The organism is Clostridium sp. 1001275B_160808_H3, assembly GCF_015550425.1.
Classification (GTDB): domain Bacteria; phylum Bacillota; class Clostridia; order Clostridiales; family Clostridiaceae; genus Clostridium.
In genome coordinates, this window is record NZ_JADNAT010000005.1 from 181,866 (window position 1) to 196,851 (window position 14,986).

Annotated in this window: 11 protein-coding genes; 9 read left to right on the forward strand and 2 right to left on the reverse strand. The window is 26.9% G+C overall.

Annotated elements, in window-relative coordinates; all coding sequences use genetic code 11:
* Positions 1 to 43 precede the first annotated feature (43 nt).
* Positions 44 to 1,771, forward strand: coding sequence for an NAD(P)/FAD-dependent oxidoreductase (locus I2A75_RS05845; RefSeq protein WP_195263541.1), 1,728 nt, complete (start codon positions 44 to 46; stop codon positions 1,769 to 1,771).
* Between the two features lie 257 nt (positions 1,772 to 2,028).
* On the opposite strand, the gene I2A75_RS05850 is transcribed toward I2A75_RS05845, so the two are convergent.
* Positions 2,029 to 2,793, reverse strand: a complete 765-nt coding sequence (locus tag I2A75_RS05850; protein WP_195263542.1) for a hypothetical protein — start codon at positions 2,791 to 2,793, stop codon at positions 2,029 to 2,031.
* Positions 2,794 to 3,088: 295 nt separating this feature from the next.
* Between I2A75_RS05850 and I2A75_RS05855 the strand changes: the two genes are divergently transcribed.
* From I2A75_RS05855 to I2A75_RS05880, 6 genes are all read left to right on the forward strand, one after another.
* A complete protein-coding gene (locus I2A75_RS05855; protein ID WP_195263543.1) occupies positions 3,089 to 4,888 on the forward strand; it encodes a hypothetical protein in 1,800 nt (599 codons plus the stop codon).
* Between the two features lie 98 nt (positions 4,889 to 4,986).
* Entirely contained in the window at positions 4,987 to 5,256 is a 270-nt protein-coding gene (locus I2A75_RS05860; RefSeq protein WP_195263544.1) for a DUF3343 domain-containing protein, read from the forward strand.
* A 61-nt stretch (positions 5,257 to 5,317) separates the two neighbouring features.
* Positions 5,318 to 6,820 (forward strand): YncE family protein, encoded by a 1,503-nt coding sequence (locus I2A75_RS05865; RefSeq protein ID WP_347707755.1) that lies wholly within the window; start codon positions 5,318 to 5,320, stop codon positions 6,818 to 6,820.
* Complete coding sequence (locus I2A75_RS05870) at positions 6,813 to 8,384, forward strand: hypothetical protein (RefSeq protein WP_195263546.1); 1,572 nt, start codon at positions 6,813 to 6,815, stop codon at positions 8,382 to 8,384. The genes I2A75_RS05865 and I2A75_RS05870 overlap by 8 nt, the downstream gene beginning before the upstream one ends.
* An 84-nt stretch (positions 8,385 to 8,468) precedes the next feature.
* Positions 8,469 to 10,148, forward strand: a complete 1,680-nt coding sequence (locus tag I2A75_RS05875; RefSeq protein ID WP_195263547.1) for a 2-oxoacid:acceptor oxidoreductase subunit alpha — start codon at positions 8,469 to 8,471, stop codon at positions 10,146 to 10,148.
* Positions 10,148 to 11,017 (forward strand): 2-oxoacid:ferredoxin oxidoreductase subunit beta, encoded by an 870-nt coding sequence (locus tag I2A75_RS05880; protein ID WP_195263548.1) that lies wholly within the window; start codon positions 10,148 to 10,150, stop codon positions 11,015 to 11,017. Before I2A75_RS05875 ends, I2A75_RS05880 begins: the two co-directional genes overlap by 1 nt.
* Positions 11,018 to 11,091: 74 nt before the next feature.
* On the opposite strand, the gene mnmH is transcribed toward I2A75_RS05880, so the two are convergent.
* Positions 11,092 to 12,198 (reverse strand): tRNA 2-selenouridine(34) synthase MnmH, encoded by a 1,107-nt coding sequence (mnmH, locus tag I2A75_RS05885; RefSeq protein ID WP_195263549.1) that lies wholly within the window; start codon positions 12,196 to 12,198, stop codon positions 11,092 to 11,094.
* Positions 12,199 to 12,455: 257 nt separating this feature from the next.
* Between mnmH and I2A75_RS05890 the strand changes: the two genes are divergently transcribed.
* The gene (locus I2A75_RS05890; protein ID WP_195263550.1) at positions 12,456 to 12,776 is read left to right on the forward strand and encodes a rhodanese-like domain-containing protein; all 321 of its coding nucleotides are present in this window, start codon (positions 12,456 to 12,458) and stop codon (positions 12,774 to 12,776) included.
* 185 nt (positions 12,777 to 12,961) lie between these two features.
* A complete protein-coding gene (locus I2A75_RS05895; protein WP_195263551.1) occupies positions 12,962 to 14,659 on the forward strand; it encodes an FAD-dependent oxidoreductase in 1,698 nt (565 codons plus the stop codon).
* The last annotated feature ends 327 nt before the right edge of the window (positions 14,660 to 14,986 follow it).

Sequence of the window (14,986 nt, forward strand, 5' to 3'; positions counted from 1 at the left end):
CATATATGATTATATATGTAATAAACATTAGGATGTGAAAGTTATGGAATCTTGCAATAACTCAATGTATATTAATCAAGTAGACAATCCTAGCGATGATGAAAGATATAATATGCTTGAATATATACTAAAGAATCAAAAAAGAGTAAATGATATAGATAATATAGTCGAATTAATGAGCCCACCTACAGATATAACTAATATATGCCCAAGTGGTTATGCAAAAGGCATAAAAGTAGCAATAATTGGCGCAGGAGAAGCAGGTTTATCAGCTGCATTTGAATTAAGGAAGATAGGATGTGATATTACATTATTTGAAGCGAGCCAGAGAATAGGAGGGAAAGTTTACACTTATTATTTTGATAGAAAAAATAGAAAATATGGTGAGCTTGGAGAATTTAGCATACCAATATCACATTATACAACATGGCATTATATTAATCTTTTCAATCTTGAGACTAAACCTTTCGTAAATAATAATAATAATTCCTTATTTTATATTAGAGGAGAAAAGGCATTAAATGATCAAAAGGGAAAACAAGTATCAAAAAATATATATCCAAAGTTTGAGTTATCAAATAGTGATAAAAAGAAGTTAAAAGAACAAGTAGATAAAGAATTTTATAAAGAGTATTTAGAATCTCTTACCCCTGAAGAGAGAAGAGAATTACTAGAAATTAAAGATAAATATTCAGAAAAAATAGTGAAAATAGATAAATTAAGTTATAGAAAAGCATATGAAAATGCTGGATTTAGTGAAGAAGCAATATCAATGCTAGGATATCTTGATGGAAGTAAACAATTTTTTCAACTTGGTCTTATGGAAATGTTACAAAGATATTATACAGCAGATTCAGAATTTAATTATTATATTAAAGATGGAATGATAAATTTACCTCTTTCCTTATATGAAGCTCTGTTCGATGAAAATGAGAAAATATACAAGAATATTGATAAAGATAAATTAGGAAAAGTAAAAGTGAAAATGAGAACACCAGTTGAAGGAATATATGGTTTAGAAATAGAAGATAGAATTGTTCTTAAGTATGTAGAAAGAGAAATGAATAGGGAAGTTTTAGAAAGTTTTGATTATGTAATATGCACAGCACCTTTTCAAAGTTTAAGACGTATGAATATAGAGCCGAGTTTTAGTTCTAAAAAAATACGTGCAATAAATGAAATGAATTATGAAACATCAGAAAAAATATATTTTTATCTCAAGGAAAGGTTTTGGGAGATGGGAGGTAAATCAAAAGGAATAGTAGGAGGAAGAACATTTACTGATATTCCACTAGTTTCTATTTATTATCCATCAGATCATTCAGAATCTGTAAGTGATAAGATTGACAGCTATATACTAAAACCAGGTACAAGTCCTAAGGAACCTGGGGTATTACTTGTAAGCTATAGTTGGGGTAAAGAATCAATGTTGCTTGGAAGTGAAAACACAGAACTACAAATTAGTGACGCTATAAGATATATAGAAAAAATTCATGATCTACCATTACATTATATTGATGATAATTTAATTGACTATAAGTCATTGATATGGTCTGATGTTCAATATATATGGGGATCAGGGGCATTATCAAAACCTGAAGATAAAATATTATATTCTTATGGAGCAAAAATGCCAGAAATGAATAATAGAGTATTTTTTGCAGGAGAGCATATATCTCAAAAACATGGAACTCAGCAAGGTTCTCTTCAAAGTGGTATGATTGCAGCTAATGAAGTTGCTGAAAAAATATTGTTAAATGATAAAGTATAGTTTTTTTAATTAATTTTGATATTTATCATAAAAATAATGACCTACATCTTTGAGTGAAGGTCATTATTTTTATAATAAATAATTTACTTTATTTCTATTTATTAAGTACTTTTATTAAAGTATATAAATATTGTAAAAGGTGATGATAGATAAAACTAAATAGATATATAAAGATATTTAAGCTGTCATCACCATTTATAACTACTAAATTTAGTAGACATACTAAACACTTTTAGTTATATTGAAGAGAACAATTTTTATTCATCAACATCATCATCGTCATCATCATAGCAGTCAGGGAATAGTGGTTCTAAATTTTGATCTGGATAGAACTTAGGAATAGGAGCTTTATCGAATATTTCGCATGGATCTTCATCTGGTTCATCCTCACAAATAACTTTAGGAACAGGACAATAATCATATGCAGGAATTAGTAGTTGTACAAGAAGTTCACATTTTACTACAATATAGTAACCTAAAGTGATATCTAAAACTTCATCCCCGTTTTTATCTTTAAGTATTTCGCCGTGTAGTGCTTCTGCAACCATTTCAAGTCTTATAATGTTAGAGTCTTCTTCTAGGTCAGTACTAGCTGAAATTTGAGCGATTGAATCAGGACAATAGAACTTTCCAATTACATCAGTTCTATTAATCTCATAAAATTCACTCTTAGTTTTACCATCACAATCAAGATAATCAGCATAGAAAGAAATCATGTATTTAAGCACTACTTTTTTAAATCCACGTTTACCTTTAAGTGGTATCTTTTCTACTGAAAGAAGTGTTACATTGAAGTCTCTACTAGAAATATATCTCTTAGGAGCAACTAGGGGATCACTTCTTAATTCACAATCAGTTGTATTTGTGTCTGGACCTCCACAATATACAAGACATTTTTTAATTAAACATTGATCAAACACCTTAGGTACTTCAATACAAACTAACTCCGCAGGATCAGGTAAACGTCCTTGCTTATTTACTAGACCTGGACGTGGTACGAATTTTTTGAAGTTAATGGACATATAATATCCTCCTTTTAAAATAATAAAAAACAAAAATTTATTTACTCACATTACATGATATGTAAGAAGATAAAAGAGGTGATATTAAAAAATATATATAAAATAAATTTTTTACTCCATAAAATTGCATAATAATTGCTTATTTTAAATATAATCTTATAGATAGTATAAGTAAGAGAGAAAATAAACGAATTAATTGGCTACATTTTATAACTATAATTATTAAACCTTATTATATACGAAGATAATAGAATAAATGGATTTGTATTAGAATTCTATAAAGGGGAGAGTGAATATGAGGGATATATATCCATGGATATATTTAGATTGTAAAGAGAACTTGTGGAAGTTTTCTTTAAACAATAATAAAGAGTTAAGCTATGGGATTATGTATAAGGAAGGAAAATGGACTAAGGAAATTTTAATTGATACAAAGGTTCTTGGATTTGCTATTTATATTGATGAAAATGAAGGAATACATTTGGTTTATAGCAATACTAAAGGCGAACTAAGATATTGTACAATGAAGAATAAACAATGGGTAGGAAAAACTATATATCAATTAGATAATAAAGATTTTGAAATAGAAAACTTGAAAGTTGAAATTATAGGGTCTAATATGCATATCTTCTATTTATTGGTAGGCAATGATGGAAGTGATCATGGAGTATTAATGCATTGCGTATGGAGTGGACAAGAAACAACTATTAATAGATTAGCAGATATTATCTTAATTTCTAATCTAAAGGAATACTATTCTATAAATACAAACTATAAGGGCGATATTTATGTATTCTTCCTTTCAGATGAAGGAGATGAAATATCTTTAAATTATTGTACTTTTGAAAATAATAGATGGATACAATTAAAAAGGCTCTATGGAATTCAGGGAGAAGATATAGGATTTGAAGTTGTTATTGATAAGCATGATATTCATATATTAAATAAATCCAGAGAAGGTTTAATATATTCTTTAGATCATGTTTACATAGACTCTATTGGGAATGTGAAGGATTTTAAAATATATGAAATTAAAAGTAATTTATTAGAACCTTTATTATTTATTGAAAGTAATAAATTATGTTCTTGTTGGTTAGAAAATGATAAGATTTTTTATTCGATTTTCAATAAAGATAAATGGGAAGATCCTGTTTACTTTGATAGAGGGAATAATGATACATTGGGAAAATATAATGCTTTTATTTGTACTGATAATGATAGGTATATTAAAGAAAAAAAGGTTTATGGAACTGATAATTTAGATATGAAGATATATGACCCAAGTGAATTTTTAATTACTATGAAAGATTCATTAAGACATGATAAAAGTAAATATGAAGGAAATTCTTATTCTGAAAATGAACTAGTTGAAAGCTTAAAGTCGGAACTATCTAAAGAAAAAGTAGAAAATAATAACCTAGTGAATAGAATAGCGCATCTAAATTTGAGGTTGCAAAAAAATCAAAAGTTTATGGAGGAATATGAACAACAAATAGCTAGAACAATAGAGCAAAAAAGGAAGGCAGAAGAAAATTGTAATGTATTTTTGGAGCTACAAAAAAAGATTCAAAAGGATCTTGAAAATGCAAATAGTCAGTTATTAGAGATGAGGGAATCAAAAGAAAAACTTGAGGATAGTATGAAAGATTATGAAGATGAAATTATATCACTAAAAAATCAATTAGAATTAGCAAATGATAAGATTTATAAATTATCATTTGAGCTTAAGGAAATAAATAAAAAAAATCAAGAAGAAAAAGACGCTAGGTTAATAGTAGAAGATAATTTAAAGGGAATTCTAAAAGAAAATGCTTCAATCATAATAGAAATAACTTTAGTGAAGGAAGAAAATAAAAAAATAATCTCTGAATTAGTAGATAAAAATAAACAATTAATAGAAGAAAAGGAGTATAAGCTGCAAATAGAAAATAAATTAAAATACTTGGAAGAAGAAAATATGTTAATAAAAGAAGAAACTAGGGTAATAACTGAAGAAAATAATAGATTAAAAGTAGAATTAGATCTAGAGAGAAACCAATCGGTTATGGATAGGCTACTAAGAAGAAGAGCTAGTAGTAATCAAAATAATTTTTAAATATATGGCGCAAATTAGCGCTGAGTAACCTAGAGTATTTTAGAGCATACAATATAAGGAAAAATCGATGAAAATCTAGGAAGTTAAAGGAGAAAATTATGAGATTGGAAGACTATGATTATGTAATGGCATTTACATCTCATTATAGAGCTGTATATATGTATGATAGATTAACTCAAAAGAAAATAGAAGTAAAATTAGTTACGGCACCAAATAAGGTTAATATTAGCTGTACACAAGCATTAAAGTTTAAAGAAAAAGATAAAGAGGAAATAGAAAAAGAATTAGCAAAGAATAATATATATCCAACTGCAGTATTTAAGGTAATAAAAGAAGGAAAAAAAGAAACTTATGAGTTAATTGAATAAGGAGAAAATAACTTTATTTAGCTAGAGAATTAAGTATTATTAAGCAATTAAAAGGGGGGAAGTGGAATCCTTGGTTAATGTAAGTAAAAAGATTATCTATTATGTATCTAACTTAGGTGCTGATAAAGTATCTATAATTGATGGAAATAGTTATAGTGTTATAAAAGAAGTTGAAGTTGGTTCTAGGCCTCAAGATATTGTTGTAGATGAAAAAAATAATGTTTATATTGCAACAGATAGAAATAGTAAAGTTACACTTATTGACCATTTATATAATACTAATAAAACTTGGAGTATGCCTAATAATGGAAGTATAAAATTGGATTCCATTTCTCAAAAAATTTATGTTTGTAATACAGAAGAAATATGTATTTATAATATAAGTAGTGGAGAAATACTTGGAAGAATAACAGGATTTATTGCTGCAGATAGCATGGAACTTGATAAGAGTAGAAAAAAATTATTTGTACTTGATATTTTTCAAAATGAAATAAAAGTTTATGATACTACAGATTTTAAATTAATTAAAGAATACAAGGAAGTTGGAAATACTCCAAGCTATATTTTTATGGGAGAAAACGAACGATATTTATATATTTCAAATAAAGGATTAAATAGAGGTTCTTATAGTGGAAATATCTCTATATTAGATCTTGAAACTGGAAAAATTTCATATATAAATTTCCAAGAAGGATCAAGTATTATTGATTTAGATGGAAATGAAAATTTTTTATATGCAGCAAATAATGGATTACATAGAATTGAAGTTATAGATATAATAAATAAAAAATGTATAGCGAGTATTAGTACAACTTTGCCAGAATTACAGAGGATTAGGCTATCTCCTGATGAAAAACTACTTTTAGTAACTAGTAAAAATAGTGAAGGAAAAGGAGTACTTGATAGAATAGATATTTCTAAAAATGTTATTTTAGATACTTTCATTTTTGATGAAAAGAATATAGTTCCATATGATATAGGTATTGTTATAGAAAATAAAAAGATAGAAGAAAAAAATTATATTTCTATGAATTCAAATGATAAGTTGCAATATGAAAATGGAAGCACTATATTAGCAAGGAAAGTTTTATCAACTTACAAAGAAAAGATAAATTTTACCCAAGTATGTATGGAAATATCATTGAAAGATGATGAAAGTCTAAGGATAGAAGATATTATTTTTGAAAATTGTAATGTTATAGAAGAAAGCAAAAGTAGAAAAATTTTAGAGAGTAAAGAGAAGTATTTAATACTAGAGTATGACTTTTATATTCCATACTATATAAAATGTAAAAATCAAAATGAAGAAAAATATATAATTGAAGGAAAGCTTAAAGGAAAACAAAAAGCCAGATTATATGTTTCAGATTATAAGGAAGGTAACGGAGTAGAATATGTAGTAAAATCATTAACTAAGCTAATAAGTTCTCCAATAAAAAAAGATAACCTTATTACGTTTGATGTTAGCTCTATAATTTCCACACATGCAATTATAGAGGATCTAGTAGTCATACCATTTTGTAATCGGTGTATGGAATTTAAGGGAGATATTAGTTATGAATGAAAAAAAATGTGATTGCTTTTTAGTAAGAAATAAAATGAACAGTTTACTAAGATTTTCATATAGCAATAGTCTTGGAATATATTATCAGACATTTAGAAATGGGAAATGGCAAGAAAAAGATATTATTTATAAAGAAAGTTTTGAAACTTTTTATGTTATAGAAGATTTTAATGGTAATGTAAATGTACTATGTCAGGATGTTTGTGGAGATGTTGTTTTATGTACATTAGATGATAGTAGGTGGAAGTATAAAACTCTACTTCATATGAAATATAATGAAATAATGCCCATAGAATTAAAAGCTTTTTTTATAGGGAAAAAGATACATTTTTTATATAATTTAATAAATGAAAATGATGAAACTCAAATGATAATACATCAACATAATAAGAGATTAAATGATCTAGCACCATCAGAGGTTCTTATTACCTTAGACTGTTACTCAAATCTATCTTATTATATTTCTCAAAGTTACAATTATTGTGTAGTTTTAATAAATACTATGTCATATGGTATATATAAACTGAGCTCAAGAGTATTTAATATATCTAAAGATCTTTGGGAAAAAGAAATGATTATATATATATCTAGATTACCTTATAAAGATTTTTCTTTTTGTGTATTAGAAAATAGATGTCATTATCTTATTGTTACTGAAGAGAATAATCTTAATGTATTAATTTATCAATATAAAGATATATTAAGTGATAAACAAAAAGAATTACAAAAAAATTTAATATTATTTGAAAATGAAAAAGTTGATTCATGTACAATACTAACTTTAGATAAAGTATTATGGGCATTATGGATAAGTGACAAAAAGTTATATGGATGTTTTTCTAAAAACAATGGACAAGACTTTAGTAATCCAGCAGTATACAAAATTTTTGAGGATATAATGCCTACCAAAGCTTATTATAAAGAGTTTATAGAAGAAAATAGATATATAGATAATGAAATATATATTATTAATTATAATAATGAAGTGAATTTATTTTTACATGAACTTTTGATTGCTAAAGTGGATTTAGATATAGATAGCAACAAGCAAGATGTAGGCTTTGAAGATATACTTTATGGAAATATAGAAATAAGTTACAAAGATATAGATAATAAAAGCAGAGATTTAATTAGTTTAGATAAGGAAGTAAAAGATAATTATGAACATATTGAAGTTTCTAGTACAGAAAAATTACAAAATGAAATTAAATGTCAAAATGAAAAAATAATAAAGTTAGATAATAAAATAAAAATGTTGAATAATACCATAGGTAAACAAAAGAATGAATTAGCAAGTCTAAGATATACCCTTAATAAGGAAAAGGAAAAAGTTTATAGAATTAATAAAGATAATAATAGTTTAAAAGAAAAAAATGAGTTTTTAGAAAAGAAATTATTATTAAAAGATAAAGAAAAGCTATCACTTGAAAAAAGATTAATAGAAAAGAATAAGGAAAATGAAAATCTAAAACAAGAAATAAATGAAAAAAACTCTAACAATAAAGATAAAACTAGGGAAGAAAAATTCTCAATAAAAAAATGGATTTTTGATAATAAAGGATAAAATATAGTAACAATATTTAAATTTAAAGAATAAAGTATGAAATTGAGAAAACTAATATATAAAAAATAAAAAGGAGGGAATTGAGTGGAATATAATATTTTAATTGGTGGAAGTGCTGGGCAAGGACTTGATACATTAAGCGATTTTTTAGAAAAATCAATAAAGAAGTTTGGATTTTATGTTTTTTCAAATAAGGATTATATGTCAAGGGTTAGAGGCGGACATAACTTTATACAAATAAGATTTGGAGAAAATAAAATATATTCACATAAGAATGAGGTAGATTTAATACTTGCTTTAGATGAAAATACAATCGTATATCATAAAGATAAATTAAAAAATGATGGAATTATAATATCAGATAAGAGCATAAAATTTGAAGATGAAAAAGTTAAAAAGTTGCCTCTTATAGAAACTGCAAAGAAATTAAGTTTATCTAAGGCATTTACATCAGTAGCAGCAGGAGTAATATTAAAATATTTTTCAATAAGCTTAGATAATATTGATAAATACTTTAGTAATAAGCTATCAGAAGATGTAAGAAGTAAAAATATACAAGCAGTTAGATTAGGATATGATTTAATTGAATCAAAGTATAAAATGCAAGGAAATGATTTAAGTAATTATATATTAATAAATGGTAATAGCGCTATTGCATTAGGGGCTATTGCTGGAGGATTAGATTTTTACTCTGCATATCCAATGACACCGGCAACTAGTATAATGACTTATTTATCTAAAAAACAAGTAGAAACAGGAATGGTTGTTGATCAAGCAGAAGATGAAATAGCAGCTATAAATTTTGCAATTGGGGCTTCATATGCAGGAGCAAGAGCTATGACTGGAAGTTCTGGTGGTGGAGTTTCATTAATGGTAGAAGCATTTGGCCTTTCAGGTATAACAGAAACACCAATAGTTATAGTAGATTCTCAAAGGCCAGGGCCAGCAACAGGGCTTCCAACAAGAACAGAGCAAAGCGATTTAAGCTTTTTATTAACAGCATCTCAAGGTGAATTCCCAAGAATATTAATAAGCGTTAGAAATGCTGAAGATGCATTTTATAAAACTGTTAAAGCATTAAATTTAGCTGATAAATATCAAACTGTTGTAATCTTATTAACAGACCAATATTTAGCTGATGCAAATATAACAATTCCTAAATATGATTTAGATAATATTAAAATAGAAAGATATATCTCAAATGGAGAAGACCTAAAAGAAGATGAGGAATATAAGAGATATAAGGTAACTCAAAGTGGAATATCTCCTAGAATGATTCCGGGTAATTCTAAACATCAAGTAGTTTTAGTAGATAGTGATGAGCATACCGAAGAAGCACATATAACAGAATCAGCAGAAGTTAGAAATGCGCAAATGGAAAAAAGAATGAAAAAGTTAGAACTTATTAAAAAAGATATTGAAGAACCAGAATTTATGGGTAAGGAAGATTTAGAAATTCTATTATTAGGATTTGGATCAACTTATGGAGCATTAAAAGATGCAGTTGATGAATTAAATAGCCAAGGTAAAAAGGTTGGGGCTTTGAGTTTCGGAGATATATATCCATTACCACAAGAAAGATTAAAAAAATATTCAAAACAAGCTAAAGAAATTATAAATGTTGAGCAAAACTTTACAGGACAATTAGGTAAGTTAGTAACTCAAGAAACTGGAATATTAATGACCAATAGTATCTTGAGATATGATGGAAGACAAATATGTGGAAGTGATATAGTAATGAAACTAAGAGAGGAGGAGTTTTAATGTTAGATTTAAATTTGTATAAGAGTAATGATGAGATTGCTTGGTGCCCAGGTTGTGGAAATTTTGGTATATTAGCAGCATTAAAAGAAACTTTAGCAGAGCTTGAATTAAAACCAGAAGATGTAGTTATAGTATCAGGAATTGGACAAGCCGCTAAAACTCCTCACTATTTAAAAGTAAATGGATTTAATGGACTTCATGGTAGAGCTTTACCACCAGCACAAGCTATAAAAATGGTTAATAAGAATCTTAAAGTTATTATAAATAGTGGTGATGGAGATTCATATGGTGAAGGCGGTAATCATTTTATTCATAATATAAGAAGAAATGTAGATATGGTACACCTTGTTCACGATAATCAAATTTATGGATTAACAAAAGGACAAGGCTCTCCTACAACTGCAAAAGGTCAGGTTACTTCTATGCAATTTGAAGGTGTATATTTAGAGCCAATAAATCCTTTAGCTGTAGCTATCAGTGCTGGAGCAACATTTGTAGCTAGAAGCTTTTCAGGCGATAAAGAGCATTTAAAATCGATGATAAAAGCAGCAATGAATCATAATGGATATGCATTAGTAGATATAATGCAGCCATGTGTTGTATTTAATAAAGTAAATACATTTAAATGGTATAAGGATAGAATATATAAGTTAGATGATAACTATGATAAAAGTAATAAAATAGAAGCGCTTAAAAAGGCTGAGGAATTTGGTGATGAAGGAATCCCAATAGGTATAATATACAAAGATGATACTAAAGAAAGTTACCATGAAGTGCATCCAGTATTAAAGAGTGGAGTAAATTTAATAGATAGAAAATGGGCTGTTAAAGATACTGGAAAGTTTATAGATGAGTTTTTATATAATTAAAAGATATGAGTTGTAAATTAATTTTTTAAAATAGTAAGTAAATTTAAGTTTTACTTACTATTTTTTTATGTAAATTATTTTAAGGTTTGAAAAAATTCTGTAACTTCTTTGGAGTTACCTCTAAAAATAATTTTATCTTTTATTTTTTCTAAAGAGTATTTATAAAGAGGATCATAGTATTCTTTAAGGAATACTTCTATCCAGCCTTTATGTGAATCAATATTATTAGTAGATAATTGATTTTTATAGGCTAAATTAAGTTCGTTTAGAACTTCTTTAAATCTATCTCCACCAAGCCTTTTCTTTAATCTATCCATGCTTGAGTATATGTAATTGAACCATTCGCTTAATCCAAGCTCATTACCGAATTTGTTGATATATTCTATTTGAGAGTCTATAACATATTCTTTTAATGTATTTTCTACACGTTCTTCTAGTGATGCCTCCAAAAATACTACACTTCCGCTATGAAAGTAGTTAAAAAAGTCCTGAGGAATAAAATTCTTTCCGATGTTTTTTCCTTCATCCTCAAAAATTATGTGCTTAAATTCATGTTCTGTGCATTTAATTAAAGAATATGCTAAATTATTTTCAAAGTTAATTTGTGTAGGTTGAGGATCTGCATGGGAACCAAAAGAGGATCCCCTATGATTAGCTATTCCTTCTAAGTCTATTGAATTTTCTATTGTTTTTAAAACTATAGTCTTTCCAGAACCTGTGAAGCCTGTTAAAACAATAGGTTTATATTTTTGATTTTCTTTAGATAACGAATCTATAAGATAATTACGAAATGCCTTATACCCACCATCTAATCTATAAATTTCTCTGCCTAAAGCATCTGTAATCCATTCTTGAGCAATCCTTGAGCGTGAGCCACCCCTAAAGCAATATAACATAGTAGATGGATTAGATTTTATAAATTCAATCCAAGAATTTAATCTATCTTCTTTGATTTTACCTGATACTAATTTATATCCAAGTTTTGTAGCTTCTTCATTTCCATTTTCTTTATAACAAATTCCTATAATATGTCTTTCTTCATTATTTAAAATTGGTGAATTAAAAGAATTTAAAAATGCTCCTTTTTCATATTCAATAGGTGCTCGTACATCTATAAGTGGTATGTCTTCTAATACTATTTTTTTAAAATCATTTATTAATGGATATTTCATATTAATCATAATTCTTCCTTTTATTTTTGATATTTATTAATTATTACTATTTTTGGTAGGCTTTATTCAATATTATAAAATTTTATGTATATAATTTGCAATAAAGATTTTGAATTTAATAAATTTTGTTTAAAGTGAGAAAAATAAATAATATGATTACAGTATATATTGAGTTATGTGACATAGTCACATAAAAATTGTTTTATATGCTGTAGAATAGTCACATAATCAAAATAGTAAAATTTATTAATAGGAGTGAATGTAGAATGTTTGGTTTATTTAATAAAAATTCAGGAAAAGTTATAAATGTAAATGATATTGATAATTTAATTGGTAAAATAGATTTAATTGATATAAGAGAACCATACGAATATAGAACTGGAAGTATAAAAAGTGCAAAAAATATTCCAATGGGGGATCTTCTAAACGATCCAGAGAAATATTTAAATAAGGAGAAAGAATATCATATAGTATGCCAATCAGGAGGAAGAAGTTCAACTGCATGTAATAAGCTAAGAAGCCTTGGATTTGATGTAGTTAATGTTGCTGGTGGAGTTGGATCATATGTTGGGAGCAAAAGAAAATAGCAAATGCTATTTTCTAATGGATAATGCACAATGGATAATGAATAATTAAGGAAAAAATTCAGCTATGCTGAATTATAAAAAGTATTAATTATAAAAACTAAAATCGATGAATTTTTACAAAAATTATCCATTATTAATTGTTAAGTATCAATTTGGCTGCGTAGCAGCCACTAGGAGGATTTTGTATGAAGAAGATATTAATAGTTGGTGGGGTAGCTGGAGGAGCTTCAGCTGCAGCAAGATTAAGAAGATTAAGTGAAGAAGATGAAATAATAATGTTTGAAAAAGGTCCTCATGTATCCTTTTCTAATTGTTCATTACCTTATCACTTAAGTGGAATTATTGATGAAGCAGATAAGCTTGTATTAATGAGTCCAGAAAAGTTTAAAGCTCAATATAATATAGAAGCTAGAGTAAATAGTGAAGTAATATCAATAGATAGAAAAAATAAAGAACTTGAAATAAAAAATGCACAGACAGGAGAAATTTATAGAGAAAATTATGATAAATTAATTTTATCACCAGGAGCAAAACCGATAGTACCTAATATTCCAGGAATTGAAAATGTAAATATTTTTACTATTAGAAATGTTGTAGATATAGATAGATTAAATAAATTTGTTAAAGAGCTTAATACAAAGGAAGTAGCGGTAATTGGCGGTGGATATATAGGAGTGGAAGTTGCTGAAAACTTAAGAGAAGCAGGATATGAAGTTTCTTTAATAGAAGCTATGGATCAAATATTAAAGCCATTTGATTACGATATGGTTCAAATATTACATAAAGAAATTTATGATAATGGTATAAATTTAATTGTTGGAGATAAGGTTTCAAGCTTTGAAGAAGGTAAAGTAGTATTAGCTTCAGGTAAGAAGATTAATGCAAAGGCAGTAGTTATGGCAATTGGTGTTTCTCCAGAAGTATCATTAGCTAAAGAGGCAGGCTTAGAACTTGGTGAAACTGGAGCTATTAAGACTGATAGGAATTATAAAACTAATGATGATGATATTTATGCTGTAGGAGATGCAATTGAAGTATATAATGCATTAACACATTCTATGACAAAATTATCACTTGCAGGTCCAGCTCTAAAAGAAGCTAGATCAGTTGCAGATCATATAAATGGTAAAAGAGGAATAAATAACGGTTATATTGGATCATCTGCTATAAAGGTATTCGATTATAATGCTGCTGCAACAGGATTAAATGAGTCCTTAATTAAAGTTTTAAATCTGAATATAAAATATGATATTGTAAGACTTATAACTAATGATAAAGTTGGAATAATGCCTGATGCATCACCAGTTCATTTTAAACTTATATTTGAAGTTCCAACAGGTAAGGTGTTAGGAGCACAAGCAATAGGTAGAGGTGATGTTGCCAAAAGGGTTGATATAATAGCTACTATTATAAAACTTGGAGGAACTGTCGAAGACTTAAAAGACTTGGAACTATGTTATGCGCCACCATATAGTACAGCAAAGGATGTAGTTAACTATGCTGGATATGTAGCATCAAATTTATTAAATGGAGATTTTAAACAAGTTAATGTTGATAAGATAAGAGATTTAGTTGAAAGTGGAGCTTATATAATAGATGCTAGAGAAATTAGAGAATATGAAAATGGACATATAAAAGGGGCTAAGAATATTCCTCTTAGTCAGCTTAGAGAAAGAATAAATGAAATACCAAAGGATATTCCTGTTTACATACATTGTAGGACTGGTCAAAGAAGTTATAATGCAGTATTAGCATTGCAAAATTTAGGATATAGAAATGTCCATAATATAACTGGAAGTTTTCTAGGTGTATCATTTTATGAATATTTTAATGATAAAACAACAGAAAGAGAAAGTATAGTTACACAATATAATTTTAAATAATTCAAAAGACTTCAGGAAAATTTCTTGAAGTCTTTTTCTATTAGTAGGTTTTAGTAGATAAAGGGATAAATCACATAGTTATTTTGTGTATTTAATATAAACTTATACATATAAAATTTAAAAATTATAGAGTTTAAAGTTATATGTGTTAAAATATAGAGTATGAGATAAAATATGTAAAAATAATTTATATTAAATTAACTTTATATATAGTATATTTTATTTTAATAAGTAAAAAAACAATATAAGAGATAGTGTAAAGTTTCGTATGAAAAAAATAGATAAATCAACATAAAGGTAATTATTTGAATAAATTGATTTATGTTG